This window comes from Verrucomicrobiota bacterium, assembly GCA_027622555.1.
Taxonomy (GTDB): domain Bacteria; phylum Verrucomicrobiota; class Verrucomicrobiia; order Opitutales; family UBA2995; genus UBA2995.
Window position 1 is genome coordinate 30,844 of sequence record JAQBYJ010000032.1, and the last position, 20,288, is coordinate 51,131.

Annotated in this window: 15 protein-coding genes; 11 read left to right on the forward strand and 4 right to left on the reverse strand. The window is 48.0% G+C overall.

Going from position 1 to position 20,288, the window contains the following annotated elements:
• Positions 1–4: 4 nt before the first annotated feature.
• Together O3C43_10540 and O3C43_10545 are read left to right on the forward strand one after the other, a co-directional pair.
• Positions 5–1,948: an ABC-F family ATP-binding cassette domain-containing protein gene (locus O3C43_10540; GenBank protein ID MDA1066930.1), complete on the forward strand. Its 1,944-nt coding sequence runs from the start codon at positions 5–7 to the stop codon at positions 1,946–1,948.
• 221 nt (positions 1,949–2,169) lie between these two features.
• A complete protein-coding gene (locus tag O3C43_10545; protein MDA1066931.1) occupies positions 2,170–2,715 on the forward strand; it encodes an OmpH family outer membrane protein in 546 nt (181 codons plus the stop codon).
• Positions 2,716–2,794: 79 nt separating this feature from the next.
• On the opposite strand, the gene O3C43_10550 is transcribed toward O3C43_10545, so the two are convergent.
• The 3 genes from O3C43_10550 to O3C43_10560 are packed head-to-tail and all read right to left on the reverse strand — an operon-like array spanning position 2,795 to position 5,157.
• A complete protein-coding gene (locus tag O3C43_10550; protein ID MDA1066932.1) occupies positions 2,795–3,424 on the reverse strand; it encodes a cyclase family protein in 630 nt (209 codons plus the stop codon).
• A gap of 5 nt (positions 3,425–3,429) precedes the next feature.
• Positions 3,430–4,113 carry a FadR/GntR family transcriptional regulator gene (locus O3C43_10555; GenBank protein ID MDA1066933.1) on the reverse strand — a complete coding sequence of 228 codons (684 nt, stop codon included), beginning with the start codon at positions 4,111–4,113 and terminating at the stop codon, positions 3,430–3,432.
• A 6-nt stretch (positions 4,114–4,119) separates the two neighbouring features.
• Positions 4,120–5,157: a Gfo/Idh/MocA family oxidoreductase gene (locus tag O3C43_10560; GenBank protein MDA1066934.1), complete on the reverse strand. Its 1,038-nt coding sequence runs from the start codon at positions 5,155–5,157 to the stop codon at positions 4,120–4,122.
• A 444-nt stretch (positions 5,158–5,601) separates the two neighbouring features.
• Between O3C43_10560 and O3C43_10565 the strand changes: the two genes are divergently transcribed.
• From O3C43_10565 to O3C43_10590, 6 genes are all read left to right on the forward strand, one after another.
• A complete protein-coding gene (locus O3C43_10565; GenBank protein MDA1066935.1) occupies positions 5,602–5,976 on the forward strand; it encodes a DoxX family membrane protein in 375 nt (124 codons plus the stop codon).
• A 170-nt stretch (positions 5,977–6,146) separates the two neighbouring features.
• On the forward strand, positions 6,147–7,214 hold the full coding sequence (locus O3C43_10570; protein MDA1066936.1) for an isocitrate/isopropylmalate dehydrogenase family protein: 1,068 nt from the start codon (positions 6,147–6,149) through the stop codon (positions 7,212–7,214).
• Between the two features lie 23 nt (positions 7,215–7,237).
• Positions 7,238–8,305, forward strand: coding sequence for a mannonate dehydratase (locus tag O3C43_10575; GenBank protein ID MDA1066937.1), 1,068 nt, complete (start codon positions 7,238–7,240; stop codon positions 8,303–8,305).
• Between the two features lie 125 nt (positions 8,306–8,430).
• Positions 8,431–9,447: a TRAP transporter substrate-binding protein gene (locus O3C43_10580; protein MDA1066938.1), complete on the forward strand. Its 1,017-nt coding sequence runs from the start codon at positions 8,431–8,433 to the stop codon at positions 9,445–9,447.
• 15 nt (positions 9,448–9,462) lie between these two features.
• On the forward strand, positions 9,463–9,978 hold the full coding sequence (locus O3C43_10585; protein MDA1066939.1) for a TRAP transporter small permease: 516 nt from the start codon (positions 9,463–9,465) through the stop codon (positions 9,976–9,978).
• On the forward strand, positions 9,978–11,270 hold the full coding sequence (locus tag O3C43_10590) for a TRAP transporter large permease (protein MDA1066940.1): 1,293 nt from the start codon (positions 9,978–9,980) through the stop codon (positions 11,268–11,270). Before O3C43_10585 ends, O3C43_10590 begins: the two co-directional genes overlap by 1 nt.
• A gap of 45 nt (positions 11,271–11,315) precedes the next feature.
• Here the strand turns inward: O3C43_10590 and O3C43_10595 are convergent, their stop codons facing one another.
• Positions 11,316–11,480 carry a hypothetical protein gene (locus O3C43_10595; protein ID MDA1066941.1) on the reverse strand — a complete coding sequence of 55 codons (165 nt, stop codon included), beginning with the start codon at positions 11,478–11,480 and terminating at the stop codon, positions 11,316–11,318.
• 676 nt (positions 11,481–12,156) lie between these two features.
• Here O3C43_10595 and O3C43_10600 point away from each other — a divergent pair.
• Genes O3C43_10600 through lepB form a run of 3 tightly spaced genes read left to right on the forward strand, consistent with a single transcriptional unit; the run spans position 12,157 to position 19,212 of the window.
• Positions 12,157–12,900, forward strand: coding sequence for a hypothetical protein (locus O3C43_10600; protein ID MDA1066942.1), 744 nt, complete (start codon positions 12,157–12,159; stop codon positions 12,898–12,900).
• Positions 12,897–18,722: an RHS repeat-associated core domain-containing protein gene (locus O3C43_10605; GenBank protein ID MDA1066943.1), complete on the forward strand. Its 5,826-nt coding sequence runs from the start codon at positions 12,897–12,899 to the stop codon at positions 18,720–18,722. The genes O3C43_10600 and O3C43_10605 overlap by 4 nt, the downstream gene beginning before the upstream one ends.
• A 16-nt stretch (positions 18,723–18,738) precedes the next feature.
• Positions 18,739–19,212, forward strand: a complete 474-nt coding sequence (gene lepB, locus O3C43_10610) for a signal peptidase I (protein ID MDA1066944.1) — start codon at positions 18,739–18,741, stop codon at positions 19,210–19,212.
• Positions 19,213–20,288: the final 1,076 nt, after the last annotated feature.

Here is a 20,288-nt window from a genome sequence, read left to right on the forward strand (position 1 = left end):
GAGTATGATTGAGTTAGAAAATGTTTCGCTCCGATACGGACCGAAAGTGATCTTCAATGAGGTCGGCGTAGTAATCAACGCTCGGGATCGAATCGGCTTGGTTGGTTCCAATGGCGCTGGCAAAACAACACTGATCAAATCGCTTCTCGGAAAAACGGAAGTCGATGCTGGACGGATCGAAATGGCCAAGTTTGTCAGCCTCGGCTACCTACCTCAGGACGGCGTTTCCATCTCAGGCCTTCCGTTACTCCAGGAAGTTGAAGAGGCATTTGAGACTGTGATCGAAATCCGCGAGCATTTGGAGCAAGCCAATCACCAATTGGATGGCCTTTCTCCCGAGACGGAGGAATACCATGATCTTCTGGAGCTTATGGGCGGATGGGAACACGAACTCGAGATGCACGAATCTCATAAAGTGAAAAGTAAGGTGGAGTCCGTCTTATTGGGACTTGGATTCCAGATGTCCGATATGGAGCGTCCGACTGACGAATTTAGCGGTGGATGGAAAATGCGGATTGCTTTGGCCAGGCTTCTTTTAAAGCAGCCCTCACTACTATTGCTTGATGAGCCAACGAATCATTTGGATATTGAGTCGCTTCAATGGCTTGAGAATTATTTGAAATCCTACGAAGGGGCACTGCTCATTGTATCGCACGACCGGGCATTTTTGGATACGCTTTGCACCAAGGTCTTCGCTCTATCAATGGGACGGTTGGATGTATATGCGGGGAATTATTCTTACTTTGAATCTGAGAGCGCGGTACGCATTGAGTTGCTGGGAAAGGCTCATGCAAATCAGCAGCGTAAGATTGAAAAAACCGAGCGCTTTATTGAACGATTTCGTTATAAAAGTTCCAAGGCAAAACAGGTGCAAAGTAGAGTCAAGGCACTGGACAAGGTAGAGCGCATTCAGATCGAGAATACTGAGAAACAAATAAACTTTTCCTTCCTTTCTCCACCACGATCAGGGCAAAAAGTGCTGGAAGTCTCTGGCCTGCATAAGAGCTATGGAGAATTGAAAGTGCTTGCGGGAATCGACTTCTCTCTGGAAAGGGAAGACCGGGTAGCAGTTGTTGGAGTTAATGGTGCCGGGAAGTCGACACTGGTGCGTATCATCGCAGGAGAAGAACCGTTTCAGGAAGGGGAGTTTCAACTTGGACACAATGTCGTGCCTGCTTATTTTGCTCAGCACCAGGCGGATATTCTGGACGAGGAAGATACTGCCTTGAGTGTGGTTGAGCGGGCGTCACCTGCGGGTGAAGTCGGTCGAGCTCGATCCATCCTGGGATCATTTTTATTTGAGGGAGATGACGTGTTCAAGAAGGTGGGCGTGCTTTCAGGCGGTGAGCGGAACCGCCTCGCTTTGGCCAAGATTCTTTTAGCGCGTTCCAACTTTCTGATTCTTGATGAACCAACCAATCACTTGGATATGGCTTCGAAAGATCGATTGCAGTCGGCATTGGCGGATTACTCCGGGACCATGATGATAGTATCCCATGATCGGGATTTTTTGGAGCCTCTGGTTACCAAAGTATTGGAAGTGTCGCAGAATTCAATTCGGTGGTATTATGGTAGCTTGTCTCATTATCTGCAAAAAAAGGAGGAGGAAGCCTTGGCTCATTCTTCGACAGTTACTGTTTCGTCCTCCGATTTGAATACAGGCCTGAATTCGAAGGAACGTCGGCAACACAATGCCCGGATTCGCGAGAAATTAAAACCGCAAAAGCAGCTTATCGATACGTGTGAGCAGCAAATTGCGAGCTTGGAGCTGGTTGTTGCGAAGTTGGAGGAGAAAATGAAAGCCCCGGAGTTTTTCAAACTCGGCGATGAAACGAAGGAAGCAATGACTAAGTATGACGCTTCAAAACTAAAAATTGAGCGACTCCTCGAAGAGTGGGAATCTGCCACAGATGCGTTGGCTAACTATGAGAAGGATCTGTTGAAATGACACCCGTTCCAGTTTTTTGGTAATCCTGGGAGTACATCCGGATCGATTGGGATGGAACCCTGGTATGAAGTGAAATCAGGTTCGTTTGGAGGAAATGTCTGTCATTACCTGCATTTCAAGTCGTAAAGTCTCCCTAAATGACCGTCAAAAACTGCTTGTGAAACCTGCTTGAATTTCTGCGGTCAATCCCCATTGTAGCCCCTTTATTAATTGTTAGGCCTATGAAATTAATCCAATTATTATCTCTTTTCACACTTTGCGTCTCTTTAGCAACCCTCGCGCAGGGACAACAAAAAACCGGTTTCGTCAGCACTGAAGCTATCATTGCCCTGCTACCAGTAACGCAGAAAGCCAATGATGAGCTTCGGGAGATGCAGACTAAGTTCCTGACTCAAGGGCAGGCGATGAATGATGAAATGAAAGCGAAATACGACGCACTGGTTGCTCAAAATCAAGCTGGAACGCTTTCAGACAACATGAAGCAACTCGGGCAGCAGGAGATGGCTCAGCTCCAACAGGATCTGAATGATCACCAGCAGCAAATGCAGGATACGCTAACCAAGCGTAGAACCGTACTCTTCAAGCCGATTCTTAATCAAGTTCAGGAAACGATTCAAAAAGTAGCCAAAGCACAAAATTATGATGTGGTGTTCGATATCCAGGAAGCTGGAATCCTGTATGCTACGAACGATTTCAACCTCACCAAGGCGGTATTACTCGACTTGGGCGTTGATCCCGCGACCATAGCTAAAGTTGAGGAAAAGTAAGAGACTCTTTTAAATTTTCTTGAGGCCGGATGTTTTCGAACCTCCGGCCTTTTTTATTCCAACATCAAATTGGTATTGGTCAGACAATCCCAAGGGCCCGAACCGGACTTCCATCACCTCCGGTCAACTTCAAGGGTAGGGCGATAAACTCGAAGCGATCCTGTTTTATCCTGTGAAGGTTTTTTAAACTCTCCACTATGGTTATGTTAGCGCCAAGGAGAATCCTGTGAATCTCCGTGACTTCTCGAATATCATTCACGTCAGCTACCGAAGGGGGTTCGACTCCAAGTAGAGCAATCTTTTTTTCCACAAACCATTCCGCGAGAGCTTTACTGATTCTGGGAAGGTCGTCTCTAAAGGTGTCCGTGCCAAAGTATTTTTCCCAGCCAGTCTTCAAAATAACTCGATCTCCGGCTTGGATTTTATCCACATAGTCCCCGAGGTCCGCAATTGTGTGAAGCTGCCTGGCTTGAACTTCGCCCAAGTCTATTAACCAAGCCGGTCCCATACACACTTCTAGTGGTGTGTTGTCGATGGTATCGCCACCGTCGATAAAATGTTTGGGTGCATCCATATGGGTGTTCGAATGTGAATACAGATGCCAGGTGCGCGCGTTCCATCCATTTTTGGTGATGGTCATACTATCTTCGTAATCTATGCCACGATCTCCTTTGGTAACGGCGTGGGTAAGGTCTACAATTTGGGTCATACTTTTTAGGCGTAGTGCGATTTGAATACTCCGAGATGATCCCGAGCCATCTTCCTGGCTTCTCGTGTGTTTCCTGATTCTATAGCTGTAAAGAGGTCGTTGTGCTTGGTAAGAATTAGCCTTCTTTGTTCCTCGGCGTTTGCATGCAATTTCATTATCGGTTGCAACTGATCTCGAATGACCGCGTGCATCTGGCGGAAAAAGCGGTTGCCTGCAGCTATAGCAATCAACTCATGAAATTCCAGATCGAGTGAGCCGAACTTATCGCCATCATGCAGGGATGCTTCCGCATCTCTAAGATTGATTTTTAATGCTTTGAGGTCTTCCTCGCTTCTTCGTACCGCTGCCAGGCCCGCGATTTCTACCTCAAGAGTGATCCTCGCTTCATAGAGATCTCCCCGCGCTTGGGTATCTAAATTTGCCTGAAGGGGTAAAAACACATTTCTGAGCGACTCCATATTCACGGTCTGGGATACCCGCGTGGTTTTCCCATGTTGGGTATCGATCACACCGATTGCGTTCAAGCGCGCCAATCCTTCTCGTAAACTAAAACGACTTACACCCAGCTGTTTTTGCAAAGTACGTTCACTCGGCAACGGATCACCAGCTTGAAGTTCACCGCTCTTAATCTTTTCTTTAAAATAGTGAAAAATAACCTCTGAAGCTGATATGCGTATTTCTGTGGTCATGTTTTCTTAGAGGTTAACGACTTGGTTGGTAGCAGAGGATTCATAACAAGCTTCGACCAAAGAAAGGGTTTTGAGATAATCTTCCACTTCACTGTCGAACGGCAGGTCGTTTAAAAGCTGTTCAACAAAATGTCTTTGCAGGTGAAAACAGCAGTCACTGGCGAAGTTAATTCGTGGATGCTCATACGAAACGGTCTGGGTAAGCCCGCCTAACGGCTTGAAGGTCAGATCACCTGCCAGATCCATTTGCAGATGTCCCTCGGACCCATCGATCCGCATAACACCAAAGGTAAATCGTGCGTCATCGGTTTCGGCTTCATTATATCGATTTGCGTCAAGCGTTGCAGTTGCCCCACTGGAAAAATTGCAGATAACGATTCCACTATCCTCTCCCGCTATTACTGGATTTCGTTTATTCAACTTTGCATAGAGTGAGCTGACTTCTCCACCGAGGTAGCGAAAGGTATCCAGAAAATGCACTCCTGTTTCAAACATGAGCAATTTTGGATAGTCCCTAAAATAGGGTTGCCGGTCCAGGTAGGCATTGTCTCCCCATCCGTCGCCGACCCGCATTCGGAAATGAATACTAAACAACTCCCCCAGCTTCCCTTCATCCATCAGGGCCTTGATTTTGCGATACCAGGGTTGCCAACGCCAATTTTCGTGTACCATGAATCGTGCTTCTGTTGATTGAAGCAAGCCAACCAGCTGGACAGATTCCTCATAACTAGGCGTTAGGGGCTTTTGGCAAATCATGTGGATATTTCGTTTGGCCAGGTATTTGCAAATCTCCAGATGAGTGGGAGGAGGAGTAATGATATCGACGAAATCCGGCTTTTCCTCATCAACCATTTCCTTCCAATCCGAATAAAATCGAGGGATACCGTATTGGGCGCATTTTTCTTTAGCTTTATCTACGGAACGATTGCATGCCGCGACTATGGTGACCTCCGGAATGCGGGTCCAAGCCTCATATTGAAACTGACTGAAATATCCTGCACCTATTATGGCTACGCGCAGGGGTTGGGTTGGTGATACTGACATGAAAGTAACTACTTAAGGCCGAACAAGCTACGACTGGTCAGACCAGTTTGTCAACGGCTATGCCATTGTTGTTCCTTGTCTGCTGAAGTCGACAGATAATTTTTATATTTCCTGAGATTCCTGAGTCAGAGTTCGTTTTATTGTTGGGTCCATGGGCTACAAAAAACCGGGAAAATAAAAATTTTAACCCTTTTTCTGTTTTTTTTGAACGGATTACTAAGAAGCACGTCTATGTATTCAATAAAGTTCATAGTTTAGTTTCGTTTGTAGTTTGTTGTTACGGCGTCCGGTGGTTACGGGCGCCGTTTCTTTTTCCTCAAGTTCCTGATAAATCCGGCCTATTTCCGCTGAATAATTTGTTTCCGGAGTTCCTGTGGGAATGAAAGATCGGTTTCAAAGCTCTCAATTGCGCGTTCTTCTTACTAACCCCAATCCATACACTCCATGAATAAAGTTACTCTGGTAATTCGCATTCTCCTCGGCCTTATGTTGGCTGTTTTCGGTCTTAATAAATTTGTGCATTTTCTTCCGGCTTTAGAAATGCATGGAGACGCAGCTGTTTATATGGGAGGCCTTGCGGCTTCAAAATTCACATTTCCAGTGATCGGAATTATTGAAGTGGGCGTCGGAATGGGTCTCTTATTTAACAAATATGTTCCTTTGGCTCTCGTTCTGTTAGCTCCCATTAGCGTAAACATACTCTTGTATCATTTGATTCTGGATCTTCCCAATATGGCGGTTGGCACCGTTGTTTTTGCTTTCAATCTGATACTGCTGTTTGCAAATAAGAAATCATACGGTTCGCTCCTGACTGCATAATTTTTGCACAGTTTCTATCGAAAGCTCTTCTTATCCAGAAGGGCTTTCTTTTTTCGAGTTGGGTGAGCGTTTAATTTGGGATTATTTCGCTTGTAGCTAACTGGCATTGAGGTTTCGTTATCCCATCCGAAGAGGAGCACCCTAATTCCAAAACTTTATTTTCCAATCTGATGAAAAACTTTCGCATCGCATTACTCCCTGGCGACGGGATAGGCACAGAGGTAATAGATGTAACGGTCAAAGTTCTCGACGCAGTAAGCCGAATCGCAGGCTTTCCTGTTACCTATGAAACCCACTCTGTCGGGGCTACGGAATACTTGGAAAATGGCGTTGCTCTCCCTGAATCCGTTCTGGAAAAGTGTGCGGAATGTGACGCTATTCTTCTTGGCGCAATGGGTTTGCCCGATGTTCGTTTGCCGAGCGGCGTCGAGTTGACTCCGCAAATCGAAATTCGCGAGAAATTGGATCTCTACAACGGTCTTCGTCCCATCAAATTGTATCATGAGTCAGACACTCCCTTAAAAGGTTATGGTAAAGGTGATATTGATATCATGCTCGTCCGGGAGAATACCGAAGGTTTGTTTTATGAACGAAGTAAAGTGCTGGACTTGGAAGCGGACTCAGCGACAGATCTCATGTATATAAGTCGCAAAGGCGCCGAACGCATTTGCCGGGCTGCATTCCAACAGGCAAGAAAGCGACGTAAATTCGTTACCCTCGTCGACAAGGCGAATGTGTTGCCTTCGATGGCTTACTTGAGGAATATTTTTAATAAAATCGCCGAGGAGTACCCGGATGTTAAGACGGAGCGTCAGTATATTGATGCCATGGCTCTTTTTCTGGTCCAACGGCCAAATGATTTCGATGTGGTGGTTACTGAAAACATGTTCGGCGATATTCTATCCGATCTTCTTGCCGGAATCGTCGGCGGTATGGGTATGGCTCCATCGGCGGATATTGGAGATAATTACGCCGTCTTTCAACCGTCACACGGAACTGCCCCGAGTATTGCAGGCCTGAATATTGCCAACCCTATTGCAACTATTCTCTCAGCGGCCATGATGCTTCAGTGGTTGGATACCGAAGAAACTCAGGCAGGTGCTGATCTCATTTACGGAGCAGTAGAAATCGTATTTAGTAATCCTGAAAATCGGACCTGCGACATGGGTGGCTCATTAACAACCACATTGATGGCGGCGCTTGTTATTGAAGCCATCAATACACTGGCTGATAATTGATACCTCGGTTCCAATTATAAATAATGCAGCTGGGACTTGGACTTTACCGACATATGCTCACGCGGGACAACTTTCGTTTCGCAAAGCAAGCGGGTGCCACCCATATCATTGCTCATTACTGCGACTATTTTAAGGGCGCGAAGTCGAACAGCCGCAGTGATCAACCGACAGGTGCCCAGGATGGCTGGGGATTGGCTGGTGATCCTGACAAGCTTTGGTCTTTCGAAGAACTGAATGATCTCAGGAAAGCAGTTGAAGAAGAAGGTTTGAAGTTGGAGGCCTTGGAGAATTTCGATCCTGCTCACTGGTACGACATATTGCTTGATGGTCCAAAGAAACGTGAGCAGTTGGAGAATATTAAAACTATTATTCGAAACGTCGGTCGCGCCGGAATACCGATTTTCGGGTACAATTTCAGCCTGGCTGGTGTGGCCGGACGCGTGAGAGGACCTTTTGCCCGCGGCGGGGCAGAATCTGTCGGTATGGATGGCCCTGAAGATACTCCGATGCCAAATGGAATGGTATGGAACATGGTTGTGGATCCGAATGCTCCAAACGGGATCGTTCCTACCGCAACGACGGAAGAATTGTGGCAACGCCTGGAGTGTTTCCTCGAAGAGATATTGCCCGTTGCAGAAGAGGCAGGCGTTAAAATGGCTGCGCATCCGGATGACCCTCCCTGTGAAACAGTTCGAGCTCAACCGAGGTTGGTTTATCAACCGCATTTGTATCAAAAGCTCCTCGACCTGAAACCACACCCTTCGAACACTCTGGAGTTTTGTATTGGTAGTCTGGCTGAAATGACCGAGGGCGACATTTACGAAACCGTTGAGACCTACAGCTCCCAGGAAAAGATCGCCTATATTCACTTCAGAAATGTGCGGGGGAAGGTTCCGCACTATAAGGAGACGTTTATCGACGATGGGGACATTGATATGATCCGCGTACTAAAAATTCTTAAGAAAAATAATTACACCGGTGTCCTTATTCCGGATCATACGCCTCAGATGACTTGTGATGCTCCCTGGCATGCGGGCATGGCTTATGCACTCGGTTATATGAAAGCTGCAGTCCGAATGATATCTGAATAAGCAGGAGTTTTCTGACTTCCTGGGTTGTCTACCGCGTTTGTGATGGTCGGAACAGGCAAAAGATTTCCCTTTCCGAATTGGAAGAAAGTCCGATAGTTTGTGAATCATCTTCTCCAAACAGTTTAATGGATAAAAAATCTACCTCTTTTCTGCTTCTCGGTCTCATGGTTGGCATAGTTGTAACCGCGAGTGTCTTTTCTCTTCTTATTGGAACCGGAGGGAAGGGATCCGGAAATCAGACAATAGTACTTAAACTGGCCCATGTGCTGCCCGCCACAGCGCCCGTCCACAAGGCTATGGAGTACATGGCGCAGAAAGCCTCGGAGAAATCCGGTGGGTTGGTGGAGATTCAGGTTTTCCCCAATGGTCAGTTGGGTTCCGAGACCGAGACGATCGAGCAGATGCAGCGTGGTGCACTCGCCATGGTTAAGGTTTCTACTGCACCGATGGAAGGGTTTATTCCCGAGATGGCCGTTTTCAGTGTGCCTTACCTGTTTCGCGATGAAGATCATTACTGGGAGGTTCTAGGTGGCGCTATTGGCAAAGGTATTTTACTCAAAGGGGCGAATGTGGGAATACGGGGTCTTTGCTACTACGACAGTGGAGCCCGCAGTTTTTATACGGTCAAAAAACCGGTGTTAACGCCGGCCGATCTCAAGGGCATGAAGATCCGGGTCATGAGCAGCCGCACGGCCATGGACATGGTTAATACTCTGGGAGGATCACCCACGCCGATTCCATTCGGCGAGTTGTATACTGCCCTGCAGCAAGGCATGGTCGATGGTGCGGAAAATAACCCACCAAGTATGTATGACACCCGTCACTGGGAAGTGGCCAAACACTACAGCATGGATGAACATGCCCGCATTCCGGACATAGTCCTTTTCAGTCAAACAATTTGGGATTCCCTGTCACCGCAGGTCCAACAGTGGGTTCAGGAAGCCGCCGATGAGTCCGTGGTTTATCAGAAACAAATCTGGAAGGAGTATGTGGACGAGTGTTTATCGAACCTGGAAAAAGAAGGAGTGACTATTTACAGACCGGATAAGGCAATTTTCCAGGAACAGGCCCGGAACATGTATAAGAACTTCGACGGAACTCCCGTGGAAGGCCTTATAAAGCAAATCCAAAATCTGGACTAAGACCGCTCTGATCCAATGAAACCCATACGCAATTTTCTGGTTAAGTTTCTTGAGGTGTTTTTGATCACTGCTTTTGCAGTGCTGACTTTGGATGTCTTGTGGGGTGTTTTTTCCCGCTATATCCTCAACGCGCAAAGTCGTTGGACGGAGGAACTTGCCATCTACCTGCTCATCTGGGTGTCCTTGCTCGGTGCCAGTTTGACCTATGAAGAAAAGGGGCATTTGGGAGTCGATTACTTTGTCGGCAAATTACACCCCGATGCCCAAAAGCTGGCTGCTATCTTTGTCGAGCTGGTAGTCCTGTTTTTTGCCGCCTTTGCTTTGCTGTATGGCGGTTGGGTGCTGGTTTCCAAAACGCTGGCCTCGGGACAAGTGGTTCCGGCCCTTGGCTGGCAAAAAGGCTATCTTTATACGGCCGTCCCGATATCCGGAATCTTCTTTATTATTTTCAGTATCGAACATCTCCTGCTGCTCCTTGCAGGCAAAGAACTGCCTGACGAATCCGCCCTCGAAAAAGGAGGCGATATTTAATGGATCCCCAGGTCTTAATCCTTGTTGTGGTTTTCTTCGGGTTGCTTGTGCTGCATGTTCCCATCGCGGTTTGTATAGCGGTAGCCACCATCGTCACCATTCTTTCGCTGGGAGATGTGCCGACAGCTTTCATCGTCTCGCAGAAAGTGTCCACGGGAATCGCCAGCTTCCCGTTGCTTGCCATACCGTTTTTTATTTTATCCGGAGTCCTTATGGGGGAGGGAGGTATGGCTCGGCGTTTAATGGATTTTGCGAATTCCGTGGTTGGCAGATTCCACGGTGGTCTTGCTTATGTGAATACCATGACCTGCATGATGTTTGGTGCGATTTCCGGATCCGCTGCGGCGGCTGTTTCCTCTATCGGAGGTTTCATGATTCCCGAGATGGAACGCAAAAACTATAGCAGGGAGTTCAGTGTAGCTTTGACGACCACGTCCGCCACAACCGGACTGCTCATTCCTCCCAGCAACATCATGATCGTCTATGCCGTGGTTGCAGGAAATGTTTCAGTAGCCGGATTGTTCCTGGGTGGTCTGGTACCCGGAATCTTGATGGGGCTGCTTATTATGGCGGCCTGCTTCCTAATGAACCGTAGCAAGAATGTGGGTTCTGGAGACGTTGCCTCGTTGAAAAAGGTTTTCTTTTCCTTTCTGCATGCGCTTCCCAGTTTATTATTGGTCCTTATTGTTATTGGAGGGATACTGGGCGGAATTTTTTCCGCAACCGAAGCTTCCGCTGTGGCTGTGGCCTATGCTCTGATTTTGGGAGTGATTATTTATCGCGAGGTCAAGATTCAGGACTTACCCCGGATCTTGCTTAAGTCGGCCAAGACCACCTCGGTGGTCATGATTCTTGTAGGCGCGAGTCAAGCCATGGGTTGGGTATTGGCTTATGAGCAAATTCCTCAAACCGTGAGTTCGGCCTTGTTGGCTATTTCGGAAAACAAACTGGTTATTCTGCTTATCATTAACCTCATGCTTCTGATCGTCGGCACTTTCATGGATATGACCCCTGCGGTGCTAATCTTTACTCCCATACTTCTACCTGTGGTTATGAAACTCGGTGTGGAGCCGGTTCACTTCGGCATATTCATGATCGCAAATCTTTGTATAGGCTTGTGTACCCCACCAGTGGGTACCTGCTTGTTTATCGGTTGCGGAGTGGGGAATACAACGATCGCCAAAGTAGTGAAGCCATTGATCCCGATCTTCATCGCGATGGCCATCGGTCTCCTTTTGATCACCTACGTACCGGGACTCTCAACCTGGTTGCCGGGTGTGTTTGGATTTTAGGCTTTAATGTTGTAGGAGCTAGCTTGCTTGCGACTGGACTGTCTCCTACAACTCACGCATCCGATAAAATTTAGCTCCTCCCGGGAAGTCTTCGTCGACGTATTTAAAAGGATCTTCTGAATCCAAATCCTCAAATTCACCCTCAGTATCCCACGCTTCCAAGTCTGTGGATGACTCAAGTTGATAGGGTGCATCATCCGAAGCGGACATTCCAACCAGAACTTGATTCTGGTCTCCAACTTTCCCGCTCGTATTTGGGAGACATCACTGACTTTCGTTCCGGAGTCACTGTCTTTATCCCTTCCAAAAACGCCGACGTCTTCCTGCTACCGGGCAGGCTAAAATATGAAAAAACCGCGAATTATTGAAATGATACTTTTCGGTTAAGAGCTCTATTTTTTAGTTTCAAAAAATAATGAAATATTTTTCTTGACGCTTGTGATCCGAATTTCCAAATAGATCTCAAGAGCAACGCTTTTCAATTGTTCAACTCAATTTACCCCAAATTTAATCAGTTTATGATCCCTCGACCCTCGACCCTCGACCCTCGACCCTCGATCACCTAATCGCCTTAGAGGCGTGGTGGCGAAAAGTTGCTTCGGTCGTTGCCGGAGCCTTAACAAGAAAAGTCCGAAGTCGGCGGCACAGCCTGCCAGAGCTCATCCACAAACGGGGGCAGAGCCGTGTCGGTAAAATTGTTTCCGAAAGAGCGGTCCGGTGTACGCGCCCGGACGACAGAATGTATAACGGGCACTTTATTCGTTTATGCCCGGAAGCCGCCCTCTCAAGCGGTCGTTGTCCTCATGTGGTTCTCCAAGGACTGGTGCGCGAATGGATTTTTTCACCCAAATTCAACTTCTTTTCTCAACTTCAAATCACAGTCATTATGAAACGTTTCCTTACGGAGTTCTATGGGCTCATTGTGTACTTATGCGCTGGATTAACCAGCTTGACGGCTCAAATAGAACACTCCACGACAAACCGGATTGATAAACAGGCTTTCCGGGAAGAACTCGCCCTGGGAGATGTGGATAAAATTTGGCAACGTATTGAAGCCACTGCGGTTGATGAAGCGGGAGAGTCGGTGGATTCCTTCAAGCTCTGCCAGGCGTTGATGATCATGCATTCCTCTGGTGAAGTGGAAGGGTATAGAGATGTTTTTAATCCGATTACGCGGGAATTCCTGGATGAAGTCGGAGCCTTGTTTTCCTCGGACCTGGGGCGTGAAACCCGGGATCGGGGAGAGCAGCTGGTGCTGATGGGGAAGTTGTATGAAAAATACCTGGAGGATGCGGATGAAGCGAAGGCCTGTTACCTGAAGGTGGTGAATCGTTATCTTGCCAGCCGTTCCCATCCAGTAAACGCGGAGGATTGGAAACTGGCGCTGAAGAGCGCCGAAGACCTGGAAAGCTTGAATGCCGACGAGCGCTATGCCTTCAAGCGGCTCACGCAAATGCGGGAGTTGGAGGAAATGATCGCGCACCGGATCGCCTCCGCAAAAGAACAGGAGGCGTTCCTGGAGGCAAAGGCAACGGTGGTTCAGCCGCTGATGCCGGAATTCAACCCGGATGATGAAATTCCTTTCGAGGAACTTCGCTTGAATTTTCTCAATGAAGGGGGGCGGAAATGAGACGCTTGTTATCACAATGGACTTTGTTTGTTTTGTTGCTCGTTGCTCCGCTGGGCTCTTTGATTGCCGAAGAGTCGCGGACGGTTTTGGTACGTGCCCAGGTGCGCGGAAAAGTGGTCTCCGTCGGTGGGTCCGATTACGTTAAGTTAGCCGTGAATGGCATAAACAAATACTTCTATTTCACCACGACTTACGATGTCACCAATTCGACGTTGTTTGAGTTCGAAGTGGATTTGAATGACGACAAGGTTATAACGGTCACGCAGGCGGGCATGTCGGATTATAGGATATATTTTAATCCGGTGATGAGTGCGGGCCTTAAGGAAAGTTTGCAAATCTTGTTGGATGACTCTCCTTTGAGAACGATAGGGAAAGCTGATATCTCGGGTTCAACGGTGGACCTCAGAGTACGGCCGGTTGCGGTTAAAGAGCCCGTCTCCGCTTTTGGTAAGGCTTATCCCGTAATCGGTGCTACAAAAGCTGAAATACATATTGGATTGGGCCGGGCCACGATGGGTTACGGCGCTGGCAAAATCATGTTAAAGCCCGAAAATTTCGGGGCCAATAATTTGGCCACCACCGATGCCGTGTTTTCCATTTTTGATTCCACCTATGTGGACGTAACAAGTAGCGGGACCCATCGCCAGGCATTTGCTCCGGAGGGGCTGGCCGATGTGCAAGTGTTGGGCGGCGGCGGATTTGCCATAAAATTTTATACTCCCAGTCAGGTGGGCGCCAAATCGGGTGGCCTTTATCCGCTCACCGGCTCACCTGTTGCGACTTATGAGATCACGGACCCGGATACGTCCGGTGGATCAGGTGCGTCCAATGGTTTTTTTCGGGAGTTCAAACTGAAGCGAATCATAGGGGCGAAAACGGATTATCTGGAGGTCGATGAAGAATATTACGAATACGACGATGGTATGGGGGACTCCGGGGAAGGGACTACCACCTATTTGTATGACTGGTACCAATCCACCAAAGACATTGTTCACCTGCGCTACGCCAGCATTGATTCATACAATCCCGAATGGCAAATAAGTTTATTTACCCAGGATGGCTCGGCAAATGTGAAAGATGCCAAGGAATTCACTATTGGGAATTTCGAATCGTATGCCCGGGGCTACGGTGGCGACTTATATAGCGTTTATACAAAGGATTCCAATACCACAGACCCTTCGAATCCTTATGAGGTCACTTGGGAAAGGCCGAACAACACGACCAAAACCTACCGTTTCACGGGAGCAAATCTGGATGGCGAGCCGGACACGGCCATAGGCCAGATCAAACAGGTGAAAACCACCTTCAAGGACACGGTGGACAACTTGATCACGAGCTATTCCTACTGGGAAGACGCTTCCGGCGAACTGGCCCTGCCGGACCTGATCGAAACCAAGCAGGGATCGCTGGTGGTGGGTAAAACGACCGCGGTCTACACGGAGCCGACCCTATTCAGTAAAACCATCCTCCAGAAGGTGGAGACCAACTACTCCGAATCCGGTGAGTTCTACATTACGACGGTCAAGAGCTACCGCCCGGACGATGCGGATGAACACCTTAAAGGAAAAACGATATCCATTGAGCTACCGAATGGCACCAAAACCTCTTATTTGTATCTAAAAGGCACGAGTACCTGGGACATCTCAACCTCCAAGTACGTATTTACCCCCGGCGGATCCGGAGCGGAACGCAGGGTTGTCACATTGCATGGCAATAAGTTTAGCGGCGGCACCTATTTAAAAACCTTCGAGGGTTACGATATCGATGACCTTGATATGGAAACGGTATTCGGGGGAACCGGTTACGGCAAGCACACTGCGGAGGATGTCTGGTATGACGCTCAAGGACGCGTGCATTACAGAGCCACCTATGTTTATATAGGGAGTGGCAACTTCGCTCAAATTTCCCATCGCCAATACATCCATGATGGATACGGCAACCTAGTTAAAGATTATGAGTTTGTTGGTAGTCCCTTAACCGACGGACGCATCTTCCATGTGGCAACCTACGCGAACGGTCAAAAGACCAGTGAATCCGATGCCCAAGGCGTTATCACGGAATTTTACTATGACGCGTATGACCGGGTCATTGAAACCATCAAAAAAGGCATAACCGTTTCGGGCTTCGACACCCAGGGGGATATCGAAACCACCTATACCCTGGATGTGGCTGATAATGTACTCACGGAGACCGTGCATGACCCTTCGAGCACCAAGAGCCTGACCACCACCTACACCTACGACACGGGCGGGCGGGTTAAAACAGTCAATGATCCCCGCGACCTGACCAACACCTACAGCTATACCAGTGATACGGTCACGACGGTCACCTACCCGAATAACTCCACCCGGACCACGACCCTGCACAAGGATGGCCGTTTGTACACCATAACGGGAACGGCGCAGCCGCCCGAGACCTACACCTATGGTTATGAAAGCGGGACCGGTTTCTTGTGGTCGAAGAAAGCCTACGACTCCGGGCCTTGGAACACGGCCTACAAAGACTGGCTGGGCCGTCCCATCCGCAACGAATTCCCGACCTTCAACAGCAGTACCGTCAAGTTATTCCAGGAGTTCCAGTACGATAACACCTGGAGCCACCTGACCAAGGAGACTTACAAGTCAGGCACTTCGGTGGGTTCTGCAAGTACGGTTGGGGCAAGCAAGCTTTACTGGTACGACGGCAACGCCAAATTGACAAGAACCGCCACCGACACGAATGACAATGGCTCCATCGATTTAAGTACGGACCATAACGTGATGGAGTACTACGGTCATTTTCAAAAGTTCGGCTCCGATTGGTATGACTTTAACGGCTATGGCACCTATGGCACCGATGGTTCGAGCACGCTTAAAGGCCTTGAGGCGACCTACGCAAAAGTCTCCGGGTATACCGTCAATACCGGTAGCGATAGCACGATCGGTTACAGCTTCACCCAGAACATATTCGGTGACTATACCGAAGACTATGTCAAGGTGCGGCGTTCGCAGGCCAAGGTAATCAAGCAGCATTACATCGACCAGAATCCCAGCACTGATTTGCTGGTTACCCAGTCGGTCAACCTCAACGGACTGGATGTGGAGACGCTCAACACCGAAGGGCACCTCTTTTCGAACCACTATGACGTAATCGGCCGGCTTATCCTGACCATTGACGGACGTGACCTGGAGACGGAGTACAGCTACGACAGCAAAGGCCAGTTGTCCTGGGTCGAGGACTCCGCCGGAGTCCGCAAAACCTACTTATACGACAGTAGTACCGGCTTCATGTTCAAGGATACCGACGACAGTGGAATAGAAGCCCTTTATGGATACGACCTTATGGGGCGCCTCACCCACACTTATGGTCGAACACCATATCCGGTGAGGTATGAATACAACGATCCCATGGGCCAGATGACCAAGATGGAGACGTTTCGTACCGGGGACCTCAGTGTCTTTAGCGGCTTCAACGGAACGAGCGACGAAACCAACTGGACCTACGATTCTTATACCGGCCTTCTTAAAAAGAAAACGGACGATAAGTTGAAATACTCGGAATACACCTATAACTCCCTTGGGCAAGTGCTAACCCGCCGGGACGGTCGCGGAGTCATTGTGACCAATGAATACTACGCTTCCACCAATCCCGGCACCGGCGGTATACCAAACGCCTTGAAGAAAGTGACCTATCCAAGTACCGGAGGCTACAACAATTCCGCCAACGTGCAATACACCCCGGATCTCTTGTACACCTACAAACGGCACGGGGGTCTCTACGAAGTGACGGAGGGAAGTACCGGTGGTCCCGCCAACAAGCGCAACAAACGCGTGTTCAGCTACGACTCCAATTACCAGCTCTCGCAGGAGGACCTCGGCATCTACGCCAATGACATCTATCACGAAACCAACGATGTCATCAACTACACCTACGATACCACTACAAAGGGTTTCAAAGGCCGGTCGGTGTCTTTCAACTACCGGAACGACTCCACCTATAAAAACAGTTTCACTTACGATAGTACCAGCCGCTTGGATAAAGTCACGGCCAACCACTTCTCTGCTACTGCCTTCGACTATACCTATAATGCGGAAGCTAACGTGGTAGATTACCTTCAATACGGCAACTACAAGCAGGACATGGTCTACCGTTCGGACAGTTACCGCTTGGACAAAATCCTGCACCTCTGGGCCAGCGATTCCTCCAAGACCCAGGAAACCCGCCTCGAATATGACAGTCATGGCCGCCGCACCTATGAGAAAATGAAAGGCACCGTGGTCACCACCCTGAGCCGTCCCGCCGCCGGCTACGCCTCCAAGGCGGAGTACGATCTGCGCAGCCAGGTGAACAAGTACGAGCGCTACAACATCGACGCCTCAACCTGGGCCATCGGCACCACGATATCGAACACCCGCTGCGACTGGGTGTTCGACAATGAAGGCAACCGCGACCACGAGACCATCGCCCCGGCATCCCTGGCCCAGTATACCGCCAATGAGCTCAACCTATACACGCTCATCCCGGGTGCCAGCCCCACCCACGACGACAACGGCAACATGCTGACCGACGGCACCCGCACCATGGTCTACGACGCGGAAAACCGCCTGGTCAAAGTCACCATCGGGGCGAACAACTGGACCTATCAGTACGACTACATGGGACGCCGCATCACCCTCTCGGCCAACGGGACCCTGCAAAAGAAGTTCGTCTACCAGGGCTGGAACCTCATCGCCGAGACCAACTCCAGCGACACGGTGGGCCGGAAGTTTACCTGGGGGCTGGACGTCTCCACCACCATCCAGGGCGCGGGCGGCGTCGGCGGACTCCTCATGATCCAGGACGGCTCGGCGGAATATTATCCCATTTACGACGGAGCCCGCAACATTGTCGGCCTCTACAACGAGACCGGCGGTATCGCCGCCGCCTACGAGTACGATGCTTATGGACGAATCGTTAACCAATCAGGCACTTACGCGGCGTCGAACCCCTTCCGCTTCTCTACCAAATACACCGACGAAGACACAGACCTGGTCTACTACGGCCTGCGCTACTACAACCCCAAGATCGGACGCTTCATCAACCGCGACCCCATTGGAGAGTCCGGCGGCATCAACCTCAACGCCTTTGTCGGGAATAATCCGGTCAATTACTATGATTATTTGGGGTTACATCCGGATGACCCGGAAGAGGATGAGGATTTGGATGATTATGACCTCGACCCATGGGAGGTTAATGGTTGGGACGCCATTGATACTTACCTTGAAGAGTTGGTTATCGAATGGCTTAACCAATCTTGGGAAAATAGCATTCAAAGCAGTTACAATTATAGCTACCGCCAGACATACGAGATTGATGATTCCCAGAGTTATGATAAAACTTATACTCTTAAAACGTTTGTAGTTGACGGTGATAAAGAAGAAAGGGGAAATAAAGTTCCGTGGAATTCGGATAACAAGTACTATGTTATGCCTCCCTTAAACTGGCCTGAAACAAACTTATCATCACTGAATGAAAAAACTCCTTTCAGCTTGTTGGGAACATTGTGGAAGGCAAATCCAAGAAAGCTGTTTATGAAGCTTCAGGCAGAAATTGGAAGAGTGGAGTATCCAATTGGAAATATTCCAGAATATACAGCTGATATTACAATAGATAAAACACTCATTGATGTGGTTTTTGGTTATACTTATTACATGGGTGGGCCTTCAGAGGAATTACCTTATCAAACTAGTTTCGAAATCAGTGGCTTAAATAATGGCCTTTGGGGAAACATTGCCAATGAAAGCCCTTATTCTGTCGATATTTGGACAGTGTTTGAACCAGTATTTATTGAAAAAGAATATTGAGAAAGATCTGAAATTTATGAAGTCTTTGTTTAGCTTGTTAGTGTTGCTTACTCTCTTGTACTTCTTGGGATGCTCTGAGGGTTTTGATTATTACGAGGTTACGTCAGTAGCAATGTCCCCTAGTTATTTTCCAGGCGAGGTGGTCAAAATCTCTCAAAGAGATCTTGGATCATTGGAGAGATTTGATGTTGTATTAATTGAAATTCCTGTGACAAAACTAAATGGGTTATTTAGGGTTCTGGGCCTTCCAGGAGAAAAAATTCATTTTCAAAATAATGGCATTTTGATTGATGATGAAATAATACCACTTCCTAACTCGATTGAATTTGTGCCTAATATTAAGGCTAATCAATACTACGCCATTGAAACTGAGGTTTCTATTTCTGAAAATCGCATTTTTGTGATCGGTGATAATATGAAGAATTCCAGGGATAGTCGCACTTTTGGCTTAGTGCCGTACGAGAATATTTTAGGAGTAGCGGTTGAATAATCCTGAAAAGTATAAAAAAGAAAAGGAGACCGGCGGCATCGCCGCCGCCTACGAGTACGACGCCTTCGGCAGAATCACCACTCAATCAAGAGCTTCCAATAGGGTCAATAGTCAATTGTCAAGATGCGAACGGAACTTGTCAATAATGGAGATATGACCCCATTGGCTCTCTGACCCCATTGGCTCTCTGACCCCATTGGCTCTCTTCTGGAGATCCAAATTACCGTCCTGTAAAAACTCCTCAGCAAACAAGAATCGAGCAGGTTGAAAAGAATACTAATAATGCTCCAACGGAAAGAAAACAGACTCCTAGCAATCCTTCTCCTAAACCCAAGCCATCGCCTGAACCGGACTCAGGTCCATCAATTCAACCAATTCCGTGGTGGTTAAGAGTGCCTTTACCTCCTATTATTCTCGGTCCGCCCCAATTTATAATTATGCCTGATCCTAATAAATACTTGAATGAAGAAGATCTTCGAACATAGATTGCTCGAAAATGATAGCAGCAATACTCGACGGGATTTTTCCATTGATTTGGAGAATATTCAGATTGTTTTTCAGAGATTATCATACTTTCAGGAGCGGAGAATGTATGGCATACGGCTCTTCCGATTTTATTGATGATTTTAAATACAGTCTTAGTTTTTTAGAATCGATTGATAGTGAACTGGTAACAGCTATCAGGCATACTAATTTTACATTAATTGACGAAAGGACGCACGGGAAAGTCGGTAGGACTGCATGCAAGTATTTTCCAGTTTACAGATATATCTTACAGGATGGGTCCATGGAGTTGGCTTGTTACATTGTCGCGTGTTATTTCTATTCAATAGAGATTGATAATTTAAGCATAAACAAGCGGCTCTTCAAAAGAAAAGAGTTTAATCTTTCTAATACCTATTCATTGGAGTGGATGAGAAAAAACCAACTTATGGGAAGTGTTTATGCTCAACTGTCCAAGTGGCCGGTATGATCCGAAGCAGGGGGGAGCAGAAAAGATGACATGGGAGCTTCCAATAGGGTCAATAGTCAATTGTCAAGATGCGAACGGAACTTGTCAATAATGGAGATATGAC